The 16359-nt window shown below is 41.8% G+C and carries 17 protein-coding genes and 1 tRNA gene; 8 read left to right on the forward strand and 10 right to left on the reverse strand.

Annotated elements, in window-relative coordinates; all coding sequences use genetic code 11:
* Positions 1 to 571 precede the first annotated feature (571 nt).
* From KA717_27055 to raiA, 6 genes are all read right to left on the reverse strand, one after another.
* On the reverse strand, positions 572 to 718 hold the full coding sequence (locus KA717_27055) for a hypothetical protein (protein UXE59451.1): 147 nt from the start codon (positions 716 to 718) through the stop codon (positions 572 to 574).
* Positions 719 to 1110: 392 nt separating this feature from the next.
* The gene (locus KA717_27060; protein UXE59452.1) at positions 1111 to 1452 is read right to left on the reverse strand and encodes a ribulose bisphosphate carboxylase small subunit; all 342 of its coding nucleotides are present in this window, start codon (positions 1450 to 1452) and stop codon (positions 1111 to 1113) included.
* 28 nt (positions 1453 to 1480) lie between these two features.
* The gene (locus KA717_27065; protein ID UXE59453.1) at positions 1481 to 1888 is read right to left on the reverse strand and encodes a chaperonin family protein RbcX; all 408 of its coding nucleotides are present in this window, start codon (positions 1886 to 1888) and stop codon (positions 1481 to 1483) included.
* Between the two features lie 187 nt (positions 1889 to 2075).
* Entirely contained in the window at positions 2076 to 3494 is a 1419-nt protein-coding gene (locus KA717_27070) for a form I ribulose bisphosphate carboxylase large subunit (protein UXE59454.1), read from the reverse strand.
* Positions 3495 to 3954: 460 nt separating this feature from the next.
* Positions 3955 to 4743, reverse strand: coding sequence for a lipoate--protein ligase family protein (locus KA717_27075; protein ID UXE59455.1), 789 nt, complete (start codon positions 4741 to 4743; stop codon positions 3955 to 3957).
* Positions 4744 to 5014: 271 nt separating this feature from the next.
* Positions 5015 to 5602 carry a ribosome-associated translation inhibitor RaiA gene (gene raiA, locus KA717_27080; GenBank protein UXE59456.1) on the reverse strand — a complete coding sequence of 196 codons (588 nt, stop codon included), beginning with the start codon at positions 5600 to 5602 and terminating at the stop codon, positions 5015 to 5017.
* A 454-nt stretch (positions 5603 to 6056) separates the two neighbouring features.
* On the opposite strand from raiA, the gene lipB reads away from it, so the two are divergent.
* Both lipB and KA717_27090 read left to right on the forward strand, forming a co-directional pair.
* The gene (gene lipB / locus KA717_27085; GenBank protein UXE59457.1) at positions 6057 to 6737 is read left to right on the forward strand and encodes a lipoyl(octanoyl) transferase LipB; all 681 of its coding nucleotides are present in this window, start codon (positions 6057 to 6059) and stop codon (positions 6735 to 6737) included.
* 4 nt (positions 6738 to 6741) lie between these two features.
* Entirely contained in the window at positions 6742 to 7191 is a 450-nt protein-coding gene (locus KA717_27090) for a hypothetical protein (protein ID UXE59458.1), read from the forward strand.
* Here KA717_27090 and KA717_27095 read toward each other — a convergent pair.
* Complete coding sequence (locus KA717_27095; GenBank protein ID UXE59459.1) at positions 7181 to 8299, reverse strand: transposase; 1119 nt, start codon at positions 8297 to 8299, stop codon at positions 7181 to 7183. The two genes, KA717_27090 and KA717_27095, sit on opposite strands and share 11 nt — an antisense overlap.
* Before the next feature lie 279 nt (positions 8300 to 8578).
* On the opposite strand from KA717_27095, the gene KA717_27100 reads away from it, so the two are divergent.
* Positions 8579 to 8932, forward strand: coding sequence for a hypothetical protein (locus KA717_27100; protein ID UXE64790.1), 354 nt, complete (start codon positions 8579 to 8581; stop codon positions 8930 to 8932).
* Positions 8933 to 9147: 215 nt separating this feature from the next.
* On the opposite strand, the gene KA717_27105 is transcribed toward KA717_27100, so the two are convergent.
* On the reverse strand, positions 9148 to 9441 hold the full coding sequence (locus KA717_27105; GenBank protein ID UXE59460.1) for an RNA-binding protein: 294 nt from the start codon (positions 9439 to 9441) through the stop codon (positions 9148 to 9150).
* Positions 9442 to 9894: 453 nt separating this feature from the next.
* Here KA717_27105 and KA717_27110 point away from each other — a divergent pair, with 453 nt between their 5' ends.
* Complete coding sequence (locus tag KA717_27110; GenBank protein UXE59461.1) at positions 9895 to 10335, forward strand: VOC family protein; 441 nt, start codon at positions 9895 to 9897, stop codon at positions 10333 to 10335.
* Positions 10336 to 10400: 65 nt separating this feature from the next.
* Here the strand turns inward: KA717_27110 and KA717_27115 are convergent.
* Positions 10401 to 10474: transfer RNA gene (locus KA717_27115), tRNA-Asp, on the reverse strand.
* A gap of 95 nt (positions 10475 to 10569) precedes the next feature.
* Entirely contained in the window at positions 10570 to 12015 is a 1446-nt protein-coding gene (locus KA717_27120; protein UXE59462.1) for a glycosyltransferase family 2 protein, read from the reverse strand.
* A 370-nt stretch (positions 12016 to 12385) separates the two neighbouring features.
* Between KA717_27120 and KA717_27125 the strand changes: the two genes are divergently transcribed.
* From KA717_27125 to KA717_27140, 4 genes are all read left to right on the forward strand, one after another.
* Positions 12386 to 13594: a bifunctional sterol desaturase/short chain dehydrogenase gene (locus KA717_27125; GenBank protein ID UXE64791.1), complete on the forward strand. Its 1209-nt coding sequence runs from the start codon at positions 12386 to 12388 to the stop codon at positions 13592 to 13594.
* Between the two features lie 14 nt (positions 13595 to 13608).
* Positions 13609 to 13965, forward strand: coding sequence for an AAA family ATPase (locus KA717_27130; GenBank protein ID UXE59463.1), 357 nt, complete (start codon positions 13609 to 13611; stop codon positions 13963 to 13965).
* Positions 13966 to 14097: 132 nt separating this feature from the next.
* Entirely contained in the window at positions 14098 to 15210 is a 1113-nt protein-coding gene (locus tag KA717_27135; protein ID UXE64792.1) for an IS630 family transposase, read from the forward strand.
* A gap of 70 nt (positions 15211 to 15280) precedes the next feature.
* Positions 15281 to 16338, forward strand: a protein-coding gene (locus tag KA717_27140) for an ISKra4 family transposase (GenBank protein ID UXE64793.1) whose coding sequence is annotated in 2 segments (ribosomal slippage) — positions 15281 to 15437 and positions 15437 to 16338 — 1059 coding nt in all. Because the reading frame shifts where the segments join, the coding sequence is not laid out codon by codon here.
* Positions 16339 to 16359: the final 21 nt, after the last annotated feature.

The following is a 16359-nucleotide window of genomic DNA, read 5'->3' on the forward strand; positions in this document are numbered from 1 at the left end:
GCAAGGTTATGGCATTTGGAGGCTCAAAATCCATGCACTTTGCTGGAAAAATGTGGGGTAAAACTGGAAGCTGATCTCTGAAGTCACCATTTTTCGCGCCCTGTGGCATCTAGGTTCGTTTTGTTGACTTTTTCAGCAAGCCCTACATAGCAAGTTTTTTACCCTTATCATTTGTGGATTAGTAACTCTTATGAGCCCATTTTCCACACAGTCAAGGGAAGAGCCAGGGCGAACGCATCTTATTTTTGAAAGGTAGGCTGGATAAGGGTTTCCGAGAGCATGATTGATTTTTTATGAAACGCTGAAAGTCTTATCAGATAAGGAGTCTAGAATTTAGATGCGTTTGCCCTGAGGGAAGAGCCAGAATTGTTGACAAGGAATCAATTAAACCCATGTTTTCATGATTATTTCGTCCAATTTTATATAGGGTCTGCTGAAAAAGTCAACAAAACGAACCTAGATGCCACAGGACGCGAAAAATGGTGACTTCAGAGAGTTGTTTCCAATTTCAACCCCCAGTTTTCCAACGACGTGCATGGGCTTTGAGCCTCCAAAGTCCATAACCTTGCACCTAATCGTTTTTAAAATGCTTGAAAGCATTATCCGGCAAGGTGTTATCAAGCTCAAAGCAACAAATATACGGGGAATTTCGAGGCTTATAGCCCGCCATCAGAATTTGATAGGCAATACCGGAATTAGAGCCACCACTTCCTGCCAAGGCAAACGCATCTAAATTCTAGACTCCTTATCTGATAAGACTTTCAGCGTTTCATAAAAAATCAATCATGCTCTCGGAAACCCTTATCCAGCCTACCTTTCAAAAATAAGATGCGTTCGCCCTGCACTTCCTGCCGACATTCCGCAGGTTGCCGCCACCTATGCGGCAATAAATTTAAACTACTCTATTCATGGTGCATTAAAACAAATTAACGCCATGTAGAAAGAGCATCTATTTGTATTTATACGCTATCTGTAGCGTTTGCGGAATGTGGGTTCCTGCCACAAATTCAGCAATAATTGCACCGATGAGTTAAGCAAAAAACCCGCCGAAGCGGGCCTTACACATCAGTTCACTGAAACGGTTTAAACGAGATTATTTAAACACAAATCTTAATAACGACCTTGGCCTTGGCTAGGCTTGTGAACAATAAAACTGATGGTTTGACACTGTTTGATATTGTCAAAACCGATCACGCGGATATAAGCGTTGGGATACTCAGAACGGCATTCCCGAACTTCTGCCAAAAGTTCTTGAGCAGAGGCACCACCAAAGAAAGGCAGTTTCCACATTGTCCAAAAGTGAGTTTCAGGCAGAGGATTTTCTTCAAATTCCACACCCGCGATCATGCCTTGATCAATCAAGTATTGAACTTGCTTAAGAATTTGTTGATCGGTTAAAGGAGGTAAATAGGAAAGGGTTTCGTAACGACGCTCTTTCGATAGGGTTTTCATGGGTATTGTTCCTGTCTGATTACAATTTTTAAGAAGGGGATGAATCGTTAACGTCCGATTCAGTATCCGCCATTTCAGAGGGCAGCAAGTCTTCTGGCCTGGATTGGGTAAGTCGTTCTAGCAAATGACGACGGTGTTCCATGTTAGCCTGGCCTATGCCAGTACGAACCATCTCTGGAAGAAAATCGAGAACATTGTCTGCGAGATATTCCCGAACTGTCAAAATCCTTAAAACTAGTTCCTTGTTGACCGCTAACAAACCATCAATAAACACCTCACCATCCTGAATGTCATGAGTAGATGCGTATTGACCTAGCCAGATGGCTTGAGGAGGGTTAGTTTCTGACAGTTCACTTTGGATAGTGCGGACTGCTTGATAGGTGAGATAACTCTGTAATACCTTGGCTGTCGCTTGGGCAACTTGCTTGGTCTGCATGAACAACTCCCAAAGTGAATAGTGGTTAGTTAATAGTGATTAATGAATAGAGGATAGTGAGGAATTTGTTTAACATTTGCTGAAGTTTTCTTGTTATAGCAAATCTATTAGGATTTACTAAATAACAACTCAACGTGGTTAACTGTTCACTATCAACTATTCCTGATCGACTATTCCCTATCAACTATTACAGGGTGTCCATTGCCTCGAACTCAAACTTGATTTCTTTCCATAGTTCGCAGGCAGCAGCCAATTCAGGCGACCAACGGCAAGCTTCACGGATAACATCATTGCCTTCACGGGCCAAGTTACGACCTTCGTTACGGGCTTGGATACAAGCTTCCAGGGCGACACGGTTAGCGGTTGCTCCAGGTGCGTTGCCCCAGGGGTGTCCGAGGGTTCCACCACCAAATTGTAAGCAGGAGTCATCACCAAAGATTTCCACCAGAGCGGGCATATGCCATACGTGGATACCACCCGAAGCAACGGGCATGACACCAGGTAAGGAAGCGTAATCCTGGGTGAAGAAAATACCGCGTGAACGATCTTCTTCCACGTAGTCTTCACGCATTAGGTCAACAAAGCCCATGGTGATACCGCGTTCGCCTTCTAATTTACCAACAACGGTTCCAGAGTGTAGGTGATCACCACCCGACAGACGCAAGCATTTTGCTAAAACGCGGAAGTGAATGCCGTGATTTTTTTGACGGTCAACAACGGCGTGCATGGCGCGGTGAATGTGCAACAACAGACCGTTATCGCGGCAGTATTTCGCTAAGGTTGTGTTAGCGGTAAAACCACCGGTGAAGAAGTCGTGCATGATGATCGGGGTTTTGATTTCTTTGGCGAATTCAGCCCGTTTCATCATTTCTTCGCAGGTTCCGGCGGTCACGTTGAGGTAGTGACCTTTCATCTCATTGGTTTCAGCTTGGGCTTTTTCAATGGCTTCTTGGACAAACAGGAAGCGATCGCGCCAACGCATGAAGGGCTGAGAGTTAATGTTTTCGTCGTCTTTAGTGAAATCTAGACCACCGCGTAAGCACTCATAAACGGCACGACCGTAGTTTTTAGCAGATAACCCTAATTTAGGCTTGATGGTACAACCCAGTAAAGGACGACCATATTTGTTTAACTTGTCCCGTTCAACAGTGATACCGTGAGGGGGGCCTTGGAAGGTTTTAATTAAGGCAACAGGAAAACGAATATCTTCTAAACGGAGAGCACGTAGAGCTTTAAATCCGAAAACGTTACCCACTAAAGAGGTTAAAACGTTGGTGACGGAACCTTCTTCAAATAGATCTAAAGGATAGGCAATAAAAGCAAAATACTGATTATCTTCGTTGGGAACGGGTTCAATATCATAGCAACGACCTTTGTAACGGTCGAGGTCAGTTAAATTATCTGTCCAAACAGTTGTCCAGGTTCCAGTCGAGGACTCCGCAGCAACCGCAGCACCTGCCTCTTCAGGAGGAACACCGGGTTGGGGTGTCATACGGAAGCAGGCCAGTAAGTCTGTATCTTTCGGGGTATAGTCAGGGGTATAGTAGGTGAGGCGATAGTCTTTTACGCCCGCCTCAAACCCTGCTTTGGTTTTGGCTTGTACCATTTAGGTTAATTCCTCCATAAACATTGATGGCATACTTTTCTCGGATCACCAGTCATTAGGGCGCAAAAAGCCCCAACTCTGATCGAGAGCAGTCGTTTAGTTTAGTTATTCGGTTACGAGAAATTTCTGCGACAACCCAGCAACTATCTGTTTTCTGAGAATCATCCTATCACGGTGTGGAAACCTTTATTACACCCTATGCTGTCTATTGATGGTTTTTTCAATTACAATTCTTGGCTTCTCTGATTAAGTTTTCTGATGATGGGTAATCTTACTTATCGTCTTCGGTCATTGGTCAAATCAAAATCTCATGAGGGTAGGGCGATCGCGGTTTCAGAATTTTTGGGAAAGTTGGTAAATGTCCTATTTTTCCTTGCTGTAAATTTTTCGTTGATGATGCCTGATGTTATCACAGAAGTCTTATCATCCCTTTTCACAGGAAAAGCTATCAACGAATTCTTTACAGGTAGGAAGACTTTGATGGAGGAAGCTCCAAACAGTTTTGATGTTGATAAATACTTTGCCATTCCTCTGGGGTTAAAGGTTGGGTAATAAGATTAATGTCAAAACACTGGCAAGCTTTCTCTGTTAAGACTGTCAGAATTTCTGGTAGCGAAATCTCACCCAGGCGATCGCTTAACGTTTTTTTCCAGGGAGCAAGTTGCTGAAAGACTTGTTCAAATAAAAGGTGATCGCTATTCAAAACCATTGAACCATGTTGTAAAATCGCGTGACCGCATTGACGTTGGGCACTCCCAATTAATTTACTCCCATCTAGAGCCACTAAATCCGCCGCCGTTGCCGTATTAAAACAACTGGCATTATGAATATAACCTCGTTGGGCTGTACCATATTGTAGCGGAATCCCTAGCTGCTGCCAGCCTGCGATTAGAAATTGACAAATACGCTCATAGGCTTGCCACCGTTTGCCCTGACCCTGATCGCAAATAACAGCATAGGTTAGAGAACCTTGATGAAGAACGGCCCGACCACCACTGGGACGACGTACTATCGACAATAATTGGTCTTCCCAAGTTAAAGTTGGCCAATGCTCAGGATAGGATTTTTGAAAATAGCCTAAAGAAATTGCTGCTGGCTGCCAACCATAGAAACGTAAAGTGGGTTTTCCCAGACCTTGTACAAATTGCCGGAGCAACCAATCATCCATGGTCATTTGGATATGTCCAGGGCCATCCCAATAGGGAATTAAACGCCAGGATTGAGCCAGAGAATCGGACAAATCAGACATTGATCAATATGTAGGTCATCAAGCAATTCTACCTATAAATAATTCATTGATAGCTTATCCTTGGTCATGGCACGGTAAGACTTCCGCCATTGGATCATGAAGATATCATCAACGAAAAATTTACAGCAAGAAAGTATCTACCTGTAAATAATTCGTTGATAGCTTTTCCTGTGAAAAGGGATGATAAGACTTCTGTGATAACATCAGGCATCATCAACGAAAAATTTACAGCAAGAAGTCTTCCTAAAAAAAGGAATTGGTGAGATTTCCCTTAATCAGAATCTTCACCATTTTTGCGCGGCTGAATCACACCATAACCGCCATGATTACGCATATAGATCACATTGATTTCATCAGTTTCTTGGTTGCGAAACATATAAAAATCGTGATCGACTAATTGCAGTTGATTTAAGGCCTCATCAATGGTCATCGGTGGCATGGCAAAATACTTCATCCGTACCACTTCCGAAGGCAATTCAGGGGTGCGATCGCCGATCAAGTCTGGGCTAACCGGTTTATCCTCAACAATCTCGCTGGTTTTGATATGGCTCTGGCTTTTATCGACGAGACGCTCTTTGTATTTGCGCAGTTGACGAGAAATTTTGTCCGAAACTAAGTCAATACTGGCATACAAATTTTCGCTACCTTCCTGGGCCCGAATCACAGCCCCATTGGCATAGACCGTCACTTCCGCTTTATGCTTATCGGTAATTCGAGCATTACGAGCCACCGATAAATGAACATCTACTTTCGTCGTAATTCCCTGGAAATGCTTGACAGCCTTTTCTAGCTTTTCTTCAACGTAATCATGAATTGCATCGGTAACAGTAATATTATTGCCTTGAATTAACAGTTTCATACTGAATTCTCCCTGCTCAGTAAATGTAAAGACTGGATAATGTAAAAGATAAAGAAAGATCTCAAGTTTTATACCTTGAGGTTAATCCCCCAAAGGTAGCTGAAATTACTCTCTTTTGTGTAAGACCATCATGAATACAAATTAATGTATTCTACACTAAATAATTAGGGGGTGTCATATTAACGGATGACCTCTTGTAAAGCGAACTAGCACCACTCGTGGGGTGAAAAAACGAAAAAAGGCAATTGTCATGTTGTCCCAGGAATACGAACTAGCAAAAGGTGTTGCGAATGTGAGGTGTTCCTCGGTGCAGCTTTTTCCCTCAACTTCTATTTAATGGTGTTTTGCTACCTTTAGATTAGCACTATGTATTTCTCAAAACATGATCCTAGCGATCATTTTGATTTTCCTTTGCATCTCTTCACATATCTTAAGATAGAATTAAGGCAATGTTATGGTATATGAGTCTGTCCCTTCCCGCAGAGATTGTCGTGTAGAGTGGCTTGGCCAAGTTCCCTACGCGATCGCCTGGCATTATCAGCAATCTTTAGTGCAAGCAAGATTAAGGGATCCCACCCTAGAAGATAAATTATTACTACTAGAACACCCGTCCGTTTATACCCTAGGAACAGGGGCCAAAACCGAATTTTTGAAATTTGATCCCCAAACCACTGATTACGAATTACATCGCATTGAACGGGGAGGAGAAGTGACCTATCACTGTCTGGGGCAATTGGTGGGTTATCCGATTCTCAATTTACGCTACTATCAACCGGATTTGCACTGGTATCTGCGACAGTTGGAAGAGGTCATTTTACAGTTATTACAAAGTTACGGTTTACCCGCAGAACGGTTATCGGGCCTAACGGGGGTTTGGGTTGAGAGTTACAAAGTAGCGGCGATCGGCATTAAAGTTAGTCGTTGGATTACCATGCACGGCTTTTCTCTCAATATTGATCCCGATCTAACCGGATTTCAACGCATTGTTCCCTGTGGTATTGCCGACAAGCCCGTTGGTTCTTTAAGCCAATTTTTACCCAATGTGACCTTGGCCCAGGTGCAGCAGGATTTAATGCAAACGTTCGCCCAGGTTTTTCAGGTAAACCTTCTGGTTGAAGAAAAATTACTACAATAGAGAGGTGCGTTTCACGCAGCAGGATAATTATGGAAGCACTATTCGGGCCATTGATTATTTTTTTCTAGCAGTACTAATAAAAGGGGTCAAAGTAGATCGGGAATACGAAAGAGGCGTTATTTTTCGGCTAGGGCGTTTGAGCAGTATTAAGGGGCCGGGAATGTATTGGATTATGCCGGTTGTGGATCAAAAAATGAAGATGGATATTCGCACTAAAACCGTCGATATTGCGCCCAAGGAAACAGTTACTGCCGACAGTGTGACGCTCAAGGTGAATGCCGTTCTCTATTACCGTATTCTAGATGCCGCTAAAGCCATTAATCGGGTTGAGGATTATCGTTCGGCTGTCTATCAAACTGCTATGACGACTTTGCGTAATGTGGTGGGCCAAAATGGCTTAGTTGACATCCTCCTCGGCGTGAACGCACGAGGATTCCCAAACCTCACGATTTAGGTTTCTGCTTCTTAGCACCTGCCTTAACAGATTTACTCTGTTCTGGTCTTACAGTCGCTCCACAGACTGACACCGCAAGCCCTGCGGCCAAAATATTTTTGGATGCGTTAACATCTCGATCATGGTTTGCTCGACAACTAGGACATTGCCATTCACGGATATTCAGAGGCATCTTTTCGACAATATGCCCACAAGAATTGCATCGTTTTGAACTAGGAAACCATCGGTCAATCTCGACCAATTTTCTTCCATACCAACGACACTTGTAATCCAGTTGTCGAATCAGTTCACTCCACCCACTATCTGAAATAGCAAGGGCGAGTTTGTGGTTTTTAACCATATTCTTAACCGCTAACGACTCAACGGCAATCACTTGATTTTCGCGTACCAAACGAGTCGTCAATTTATGCAAGAAATCTTTTCGAGCATCGGATATTTCAAGGTGAATTTTAGCTACCTTGATTCTCGCCTTTTCTCTGTTTTTAGAACCTTTTTGCTTACGAGCAAGATTCTTTTGTGCTTTCTTTAAGCGTTTGTGGTGCTTTTTGAAATGCTTGGGATTAGTAATCTTTTTTCCATTGCTATCTGCAATTAGACTTGTTACCCCCAAATCTATCCCTATCGCATTTTCGTTGACAGGGAGAGGCTTGATTGTTGGATCATCAAACCTGATAGAGATATGCCAGCGTCCAGAGGGGTGAAGACTCACTGTAACGGTGCTTGGCTCACATCCTTTTGGAATATGCCTAGACCATCTAATCGGTAATGGTTCAGAGCATTTGGCGAGGTAAATCTCTTTGTCTCTGAATTTAAAGGCCGACTTGGTAAACTCAGCACTACCGCCATTCCTCTTTTTCTTGAAGTTTGGATATGCTGTTCTTCCTGAGAAGAAATTTGTAAAGGCTGTTTGGAGATGTCGAAGTCCTTGCTGCAAAGGAACACAACTAACTTCATTGAGGAAGTCAAGGTCTTCTTCCTTCTTCCATTGAGTAAGCAGACTAGAAGTTTCGGAATACCCGACTCTTTCCTGCCTCTCATACCATGCCTGAGTTCTTTCGTGGAGAGCCTTATTATAGACCAGTCTTACGCAACCCAAAGTGCGTCGCAATAGCGACTCTTGCTCAGGGGTTGGGTAAAATCTAAGTCGAAAAGCCTTTTCCATATTTCACACCAAAGTGCGTCGCAATAGCGACTCTTGCTCAGGGGTTGGGTAAAATCTAAGTCGAAAAGCCTTTTCCATATTTCACATTCTAGCGACTCTTCGTTGAAAGCGTCAACCCACCCCATATAAAGTCGTCCTCCGCTATCGCTAAAGGACGAGGTTTCTACCCATTTTTCTGATGATGTCCTACAAAACCGCGACAAAATTAATATTACCGTTCAACAAATCGTCGATGAAATTACCGAACCTTGGGGTATTGAAATTGAGCGAGTTGAGATGAAGGATGTGGAAATTCCTACCTCTATGCAACGGGCAATGGCTAAGGAAGCGGAAGCAGTACGAGAAAAACGAGCCAGAATCATTAAAGCGGCGGCCGAACAGGAAGCCTCCATTAAATTAGCTGAAGCGGCTCTCAAAATTGCCGAAAATCCGGCTGCGTTGGAACTACGACGGCTACAGATGTTAACGGAAATTGGGGTGGAAAATAATACTTCTACCATTGTGATGATCCCTTCGGATATTATTACCTCTCTCGCCTCTTCTAAAAATATTAATTCAAAGGTTCGCCTCACCGAGTAATCCTACGCTAAACAATAATCGTGATCGCTCAAATGAGCTTAATGGAGTTCTGAGATTAAGGTTTAAGAACGGTCATTATTGTTGATCAGATCTCCCTAGCTAAAACTGAATTAAACAGAACTGGAGCAAGGGAGATCAACCGATTAAGATGGCAAAACGGAATATAAGAAGGGATTAAGGATTGAGAAAATTATTGACGGGCAAAATTACTGTTTTTACGAAAATTTTTTACGAAAATTTCCACCACCTTCACCACCACGATCATTCTCACGAGGCTTGGCTTTATTCACTTTTAGATTCCGTCCCATCCACTGAGCACCATCTAAAGTTTCAATCGCCGTATTTTCTTGTTCATCGGTGGCCATCTCAACAAAACCGAAACCCCGCATTTTTCCAGTTTCTCGATCCGTCGGTAGATAGACCCGTTTTACCGTACCATACTCAGCAAAAACCTCTTTAAGATCATCCTGAGTAACTTCATAAAATAAATTGCCAACATAAATTGCCATGAAATGTCTCCAAAATTTAAGGTTGAGAGAAAATTTCGGAAACACGCCAGCCAATACATTCAGGGGAGGGCCTGTCCATATTTAAAACCAATGCTGAAACCGAACTGAACTCGTAATACTACATTTCCGATTTTATCATATTCAGAAAAAATCACACTCCTTCTAAAGATGGTTTCCGCCACTCTCTCTTCAGAATGTAGCTTGCAATACAAAACTGTTGCGAATCCAGAAACTCACCACTAGGAGAAGTTGGTTATACTGCTACCAGTCAAGCCGTCTGGCACTTTTTACGCTACTATTCTTGACAATAGATCTATTCACCAGGCTCTAGATATTTTCTGATATTCTTAAAAGTCTCTAACATTTTAGTCTAAATAATCTGACCGTTAATCAAATCAAAAAATGCTCTTTTTTGGTCATTAGCACTGTTTAATTGCTCAATAAATTGGAAAAATGACAACGACAACAATCTTTCACTTGGCTATTCCTGTTAACGATATTGCTCTAACCAAAGAATTTTATTGCAGAAAATTAGGCTGTCTGGCGGGTCGGGAAACCGCGATCGCCCTCATTCTGAATTTCTATGGTCATCAAGTGGTTGCCCACCATACGGAGGAATTGCTAATTCGTCCTAAAAGTATTTATCCGCGTCACTTTGGTCTTATTTTCCCCACCCAATCGGCCTGGCAAGACCTGATAGACAGAATTGAAAGCCAAGACATCCCTTTTCATATTCCCCCCAAATGGCGTTTCATTGGTGAAATCACAGAACATAGCACTTTCTTTCTGGAAGATCCCTTTTATAATCTGTTGGAATTTAAGTTTTATCGCCATTTTGAAGCGATCTTTGCTGCCAATGAATTTAGAGCGATCGGCGATCGCCCCAGGGAATAAAGAGTTAGGTAAATTTTCCGAGCGCAAAGGCTAGGAACACTTTGTAAATATTTTCGCAAATTTAACGGGTCTGACGGGGCTCGAACCCGCAACTTCCGCCGTGACAGGGCGGTGCTCTAACCAATTGAACTACAGACCCAAATTTTTCAGACTTTTATAAGTCTAACGAAGACAATAGCATTTGTCAATCCCTTCAAGGAAAAATGTTGTGCCATTGTCTCCATCTCTCTAACCTTAGCTCTCACTACCTTTCAAGGCTAGAGATTCATCCTGATTGCCTGCATGAACTGTTTTTACCCACTTGAGGCGTTTAGGTCGAATGGCCATACGAGCAGTCACACAGGGCATAATCACTAGCCAGTGCAGCATATAGATAGTACCGAAAATAGTTTGTCCCAGTCGGGAGAGAAGGGAAGGACGGGGTTGCGATGATTGAAGCTCTAGACGGTTTAAGCCCTGATACATTCCCCAGCCAGAAAGGGAGATAACCACGTAGGTCAGGGGGGTAAGGAGGGGTAAATGGTGACGAGTTAGGGCCATTAGAAAATCTGGAATGGCTGCCGTTGGCAGTAAATATTGCATCAGCATAAAGGAAAAGAGATCGAGCTTTTTCGGCCAGCCCATCGGTTGTCCCATAATCCAACGCCAATAATCTAAATATCGTTGATAACCGCCTTCTGCCCAGCGATTGCGTTGATGCCAAAGGGCGATCGCTGTTGTTACTCCTTCTTCCTGTACCGGTGGATTAACAAGTACGGCAATTTTCCAATCATCCAAATGAAGCCGAATGGTGAGATCGAGATCATCGGTGATAGTTTGTTCGTTCCAGCCGCCACAACTGGCTAACGCCTGACGAGAAACAAATTGACCATTACCTCGTAATTCTCCCATGCCCCCCGTCACAATGCGCTGTTGCTGAAAATAGATGTCTAGGGCCATTTCTGCGGTCTGTCCCCTTGTCCAAAAATTATCATCGCTATTGGCGATCGCTTTTCTGACCTGTACTGCACCCACTTTTTCCTGGTCAAAGTAGGGAACCACCTGACGAAGCAGATCCGCCGGAATCTGAGCATCCGCATCAAACACACCGATAATATCGCCTCGACATAAGGGTAAAACCTCGTTTAGAGCACCAGACTTGCCTCCGCCAGCCCCCGCCGGACGATGAATCACCTGTAAATGAGCATATTGATTTACTAATTCATCTAAAATTTGAGGTGTTTTATCTGTACTATGATCGTCAATAATCCAAACGTCGTATTTCTCGGCGGGATAGTCTAAATGGCAAAGTTGGTCAACCAAATTGCGAATGACGGACTCTTCATTTTTAGCGGCAACTAAAAGAGAGACTGATCTCGCCTGGCTTAAATTGTTCTCCGTTAACCTGGGAGGCACTGGATCGGGCTTGGCCAAAATTAACCGTAGAGCTTGCAGGAACAATAGGACTGTCAGGAGTAAAACCAAGATCGCGCCCCAGGACACTGAGTGTAAAGTAATCACCAAGCCCCAAATGGCCATCAAGACAAAGGCCGCTTTTTTACGACGACCTTCCAAACCTTGAAAGAAATCGCTGCGAAATTCCTCCTCTTCCATTTCAGGATCAGTCCAGTCTGAAAATAAAGAGGCTAAAGGATCTAGCGGTGCGTCTGGTTCGTTCTCTGGCCAACGGTTTTGGGACATAGGATTTTTAAGGAGGGGGTTAAAAAGATTAGACTAGGCTAATTCAGCAAACATTGGTGATAATGGATACATTCTAGCCATATTTGTTAATTTTTTTAACAAAGTATAGACTAAATATTGCTTTTCTGAGGTTAGTAAGATTTTAGCCCAATCCTCTATACTGCAAGGTGATTTAGTGATCTCTGAAACAATTCCAAGAGGTTGGTATGGCAAAAGTCAAGGCTCTAAACCTGAATGACCTTTTCTCTCCCCAATCTTTTTTTGCCTATCCCGAACAGAAGCTCGCTCAATAATGAGTTTTACCAATACAAATCTTTAATTTTTATTTATGATTCGTGAGTTCTCATTGGCCTTCCTCGGTAATATCAGTATGCCTGTCGTGGTATCTCTTGGCTCAATTGTTTGGGTTGAGATTATCCGTGATAGTTACCATGCTCTAGCCCATGTGTGGCAACCCTTATATCGACTTCATGCTTGGCATCATCGCGTTTTTCGTCCTGATCTTTCCGTCATAAGCGAGGAGATTTATCGTAAAGCCCATTGGTATAACGACGTGCCAGAAGCTTTGGTGATGATGGTTTTTAGTCTGCTGCCTGGGTTGTTGCTACTGATTTGGAACCTGCCTCAAAGTTGGATCTGGGCGACGGGAATGGGCTCGCTTTATACGCTTAGTTTTTTAGCTACCGCGATCGCCAGGGGAGCAGGCATTCCTCAAATGGATGAATTAACGGATTTAACCCACCGCCCTGGCCCCTTTACTGAAACCCCGAACCCTTGGCGCGTGAATCGTACCTACCACTGGCGACATCATTTTGATGATCAAAAAGCATATTATTGTGGCACATTAACGTTGGTGGATAAGATTTTGGGAACGGCCTTGTCTTTAAAAGGAAAAACGATCGCTGTCACCGGAGCATCGGGTAGTTTAGGTCTAGCTTTGTTAAAAGAATTACAGTTAAAAGGAGCGAAAGTCGTTGCTCTGACTTCTCAAGAGCGTTCCTTAATGCTCAATATGAAGGGAGAAAATGTTCCGATTAAAACCCTAACCTGGAAAATTGGAGAGGAAGACGCTTTAACAGAAGCCCTAGAAAAAATTGATATTTTAATTATTAATCATGGGGTCAACGTTCATCAGCAACGCTCCGCAGCAGCCATTCGTGAAGCCTATGAGGTGAATACCTTCTCAGTTTTACGATTGATGGAATTATTTTTAAAGACGGTTCGCACTAATCAACAGATTGCCACTAAAGAAGTTTGGATCAATACCTCAGAAGCTGAAGTGAATCCCGCCTTTAGCCCTCTCTACGAGTTAAGCAAACGGGCGATCGGTGAACTGATTACCCTGCGTCGTTTAGATTCTCCCTGTGTGATTCGTAAATTAATTCTCGGCCCCTTTAAAAGTAATCTCAATCCAGTGGGGATTTTATCGGCAGATTGGGTCGCCAAACAGGTTGTTAAGGCCGCACAACGGGATAGTCGCAATATTATCGTGACGATTAATCCTATAACTTTTATTGCCTTCCCCATTAAAGAGTTTTTTGTATCCTGGTATTTTCGGTTATTTACAAAAGCAAGTTAAGGTTTTTAGCTGTTATGAAAGTCAAACGCTTAGAGTTAAAAGGTTTTCGGGGATTTGATGAAATCGTCCTAGATTTTGATACGAGTCCCCAAAGGCCAACGGTTTTTATTGGGGTTAATGGTGTTGGTAAATCAAGTATTTTAGATGCCTTAGCTATTCTTTTATCTTGGTTTATTAGTGGGTTAAAAAATGAGAATAAAAAAAATGAGAATAAAAAATATCGTAATATCCCTCTTTACTCTGAAAATCAAGCTCAGGGAACAAGACCCAGTATAAACGATTTTGAAAATAAGTGTGATGCTATTAATCAAAGTATTACAGTTCAATATGGAGATGAAAAGGGAGCATCTCACTTATGCCATAAGTATTAATACTTATGGGCAGAAAAATAAGACTTTGAACTTTATCGAACTTTATCAAAAAAAGAAATGAGAGTATAATAAGCTGTCATCACTCTAAGTGGATATAAGGTAGAATATATAGACTTACTTTTTTGTATGACTATGCTGACGTTAAACTTCTTAGACCAAAAGACCAAGAAAGAGCTACAAAAAGCCCTTAAAACGGAAGAGCACGCAGTTACAAGAGAGAGAATATTGATTATGTTACTGAGAAATGAAGGAAAAACGTATGATGAAATATCAGGATTATTAGGATGTTGCAAACGACAAGTGTGGTACTGGTGCAATAATGGAAATCCGAAAGAGATAGAAAGCTTAAGAGACAAAAGAAAAAAAGGAAATCACAGGAAAGTAACAGAAGAATACATAGAGAAATTGACGGAGATAATAATCAAAGAGCCTGAAGAGTTTGGATATGAATTTGGACGTTGGACAGTAGCAAGACTATCAACTCATATGGAAAAAGAAACGGGTATATTGTTAGGAAATACACAACTTAGAAATATGCTTAAAAAAAAGCGATTTGTCTATATTTGGGCAAAATATAGTCTAGAAGATAAAAAAGATGAGCAAAAAAGAGAGGAATTTAGAAAGAAAGTTGAAGAGTACAAGAAGCTTTTGAAAGAAAAGCCAGAATCAATCCAGATATGGTTTTGGGATGAAAGTGGCTTCAGCTTAAGAGTAATACGGAGAAAACATTGGACAAAAAAAGGAAAGCGTAAAAAAGTGAGGGGAGATAGAAGAAAAGGAAGAGTCAATGTAATGGGTGGTATTAGATATACTGACAAAAAACGGTGGGTTGATTTGATTCCCACTGGTAACTCTCAGAACTTCAAGAGTGTATTATTAAAATTTTACAAAGACATACAAAGAGAATGGATAGAACAAGGAAATAAAAAAGAAGACTTTGAAAAGAATGGTCTGAAGATTGTGATTATTTTAGATAATGCGAGCTTCCACAAAAAGCAAGAAATTCTAGACGAGAGCACGGAAGAAATGCCAAACATTATTTTGGAGTTTTTACCCCCCTATAGTCCCGATTATAATTTAATGGAATTGGTATGGCATTCAGCAAAAGAATATATTGCAAATAAATTATTCAAATCAATTGAAGAATTAGAATCTCTCATCCATAAACTTCTTAATGAAGGTGGATTGACAATATGTTGGGGACGTAAAATCAAAAACAAGGGCTCAAGTATTATTGCAAGTTAAACTGATGACAGCTTAGTCGAGACCCACTTTCCAAAATCTATCCCAATTGAGGAACAATCTCATGTTATCAGTGTTATCAGAAAATGAAAAAAGGATTCAAGAGTTATGTCAAGAGTTGGGAGAATGTCTCTATCAACAATCTCAAGTTAAAACATTTAATAATTTGGGAGAAATAGAGGAGACTGTCAGAGACTTAATGATTCAGTATGTCAACCCAGAAATAGGTATTTTTTTGTCAAAACAAGTACCGAGGAAACCACAGGTCGGATACGAACAGTAAAAAGTATTTTGGGGGAATTGCCCATTACAGAAAAACAAGCGAAGAAATTAGAACTAAAGCCTCGAACTCAGATGAGTCCAATGTTAGAGAAGAACTGTTTGCTACTGAGTGGCGATGAGTCTTATGAAAAAGCAGCTAAGAAAATCCAATCATTGACGGGAATTGCTGTTTCTCACAGTACGCAACAACGCCTTGTACATCGCTATCATTTTGAAGAATTACCCTCTAACACAGAAGTCGAAGAAATTAGCATAGATGGTGGGAAGGTACGACTCAGAACTCCCAAGGGAGAACCCTTAATTTGGCGTGATTATAAAGGAGTCAGTTTTCATCAATTGGGGGTAGCTGCCTTTTTTCAAGATAACTCGGCTTTATTAGATTTGGTTAATTCTCAAATTTTGGCTAAGCCTTTAATTTGTTTGGGAGATGGACATGATGGTATCTGGAACTTATTTCGTGAGATAGGACAGAAACATGAGCGAATTGAAATTTTGGACTGGTATCACTTAATTGAAAACCTCTATAAAGTTGGGGGGTCATTCCAGCGAATTGAGGAGGTCAAGTCTTTTCTTTGGACGGGTGAAGTGGATGCCGCTATCTCCTGTTTTGAGGGATGGTCAGAGCCTCAAGCTGAGAATTTTATCATTTATTTAAACAAGCATAAACATCGGATTGTCAATTATGGTTATTTGCAGGCAGAGGGCATTTCTATTGGCTCTGGCTCTGTCGAATCTCAAGTTAAACAAATTGGTCATCGTCTTAAAATTACTGGTGCGAGTTGGAATTCTGACAATGTACCACAAGTCCTTCGTCATCGCTGTTCCTATTTAAATGATTACCTTTTTTGACTCTTTCATTTACCTCGTTAA

Origin of the sequence: Woronichinia naegeliana WA131 (genome assembly GCA_025370055.1) — a bacterium.
Classification (GTDB): Bacteria; Cyanobacteriota; Cyanobacteriia; order Cyanobacteriales; family Microcystaceae; genus Woronichinia; species Woronichinia naegeliana.

Coding starts and splice junctions, on each gene's coding strand:
- KA717_27060 (UXE59452.1), bottom strand. CDS start 1,452: ATGAAAACCCTATCGAAAGAGCGTCGTTACGAAACCCTTTCCTATTTA.
- KA717_27065 (UXE59453.1), bottom strand. CDS start 1,888: ATGCAGACCAAGCAAGTTGCCCAAGCGACAGCCAAGGTATTACAGAGT.
- KA717_27070 (UXE59454.1), bottom strand. CDS start 3,494: ATGGTACAAGCCAAAACCAAAGCAGGGTTTGAGGCGGGCGTAAAAGAC.
- KA717_27075 (UXE59455.1), bottom strand. CDS start 4,743: ATGTCTGATTTGTCCGATTCTCTGGCTCAATCCTGGCGTTTAATTCCC.
- raiA (UXE59456.1), bottom strand. CDS start 5,602: ATGAAACTGTTAATTCAAGGCAATAATATTACTGTTACCGATGCAATT.
- lipB (UXE59457.1), top strand. CDS start 6,057: ATGGTATATGAGTCTGTCCCTTCCCGCAGAGATTGTCGTGTAGAGTGG.
- KA717_27105 (UXE59460.1), bottom strand. CDS start 9,441: ATGGCAATTTATGTTGGCAATTTATTTTATGAAGTTACTCAGGATGAT.
- KA717_27110 (UXE59461.1), top strand. CDS start 9,895: ATGACAACGACAACAATCTTTCACTTGGCTATTCCTGTTAACGATATT.
- KA717_27120 (UXE59462.1), bottom strand. CDS start 12,015: ATGTCCCAAAACCGTTGGCCAGAGAACGAACCAGACGCACCGCTAGAT.
- KA717_27125 (UXE64791.1), top strand. CDS start 12,386: ATGCCTGTCGTGGTATCTCTTGGCTCAATTGTTTGGGTTGAGATTATC.
- KA717_27130 (UXE59463.1), top strand. CDS start 13,609: ATGAAAGTCAAACGCTTAGAGTTAAAAGGTTTTCGGGGATTTGATGAA.
- KA717_27135 (UXE64792.1), top strand. CDS start 14,098: ATGCTGACGTTAAACTTCTTAGACCAAAAGACCAAGAAAGAGCTACAA.